The 1,312-nt window shown below is 37.9% G+C and carries 1 protein-coding gene; it reads left to right on the top strand.

Going from position 1 to position 1,312, the window contains the following annotated elements:
• The coding region (locus tag GBG18_RS15440) for a hypothetical protein (protein ID WP_226898715.1) at nucleotides 1–1,312 on the top strand (1,312 nt) is incomplete at both ends.

Here is a 1,312-nt window from a genome sequence, read left to right as displayed (position 1 = left end):
GGATGGAGCTAAATCAATTACTGCAATCGTAACCGATGCCGTAGGAAATGCAAGTGATTCAAGTGATGCAACAACTATTACGTTAGATACAGCTGCACCAACAATAGATACAACAGATTCTATAACTTCTTCTGATACAGATTCTGATGGAGTAAAAGATGATAATTTAACAGTAAAATTTTCTGAAGCAGTAAAAGTTTCTGATGTAAGGTTATCTAATATTTCTGTTAATAACTCTCGAACTATTGGTACAGAAGCTAATGGTGCAAGTGTAACAACAGATGGTAATCCTGAAGAGATAGTGGTAACAGGCTTAGCAAATGGAGTCAATGGTACTTATTCTCTTGTTGACCCTGCTGTAGTGGCAAATTTAACTTTAACAGGTAGCTTCACTCCAGCTGGAGGTCCAGGAACTAATGATATAGACACTACAAAACCAGTATACTCTTATACTAATGAAGCAGGAGAGATTTGGTATATTTGGGCAAGAGTTGGTAGTGGGTATCATATTAGTAAATTAGATAGTACAGGTAATTGGTACTGGACTAATAATGATGTAACAAATCCAGAAGATGCGATATCTTGGTTTAACTCTACTGCTGATGCTCCAGATCCTGGTTCGACAGATGTGTCTTCTTCTATAGGACTAGAAGCATATACTACAAGTTATACTATCACTTTAGGAAGTGACAGTACGGTTACTTCCGCTGATACTCTAACCGTTTCAAATACAGAAGATGCCGCTGGAAACAGTGCAAATGTTGACTTTACAGTTCCTGACATAGTTGCACCAAATGTACCAACCATTACTAGTATTACAGATGATGAAGGAGGTATCACGGGAAATGTTGCTGACAATGGAAGAACGGATGATACAAATCTTGTTGTAAGAGTATCTTTAACTGGAACAGAGGCAGTTGCGGGTGATACTATACAATTGTATAATGATACAACAGCATTAGGAACAACAGTAGTATTAACTTCAACTGATATAAGCCGTGGTTATAAAGATATTACAACATCTGGATTAGACAATGGAACAACTTATGCAGTAAATGCCAAAGTTATTGATGCAAGTGGTAATGAAAGTACAGCTTCCTCAAATCATACGGTTACTGTAGATACCACTGCCCCAGATGCACCAACAGCTATCTCCTTAGATTCTGATAGTGGAGAAAGTAGTTCAGATGGTGTTACGAATAGTGGGGTAGTTAATGTGACATTGGCGTCTACTTTATCTACGAATGAAGCTTGGGAATATAGTGTAGATGGAGGTGTTACATGGAATACAGGTACAGGTGGAACTTCTAGT

Source organism: Poseidonibacter ostreae (assembly GCF_009208075.1).
Classification (GTDB): Bacteria; Campylobacterota; Campylobacteria; order Campylobacterales; family Arcobacteraceae; genus Poseidonibacter; species Poseidonibacter ostreae.
This window is presented reverse-complemented; position numbering and strand designations above follow the sequence as displayed.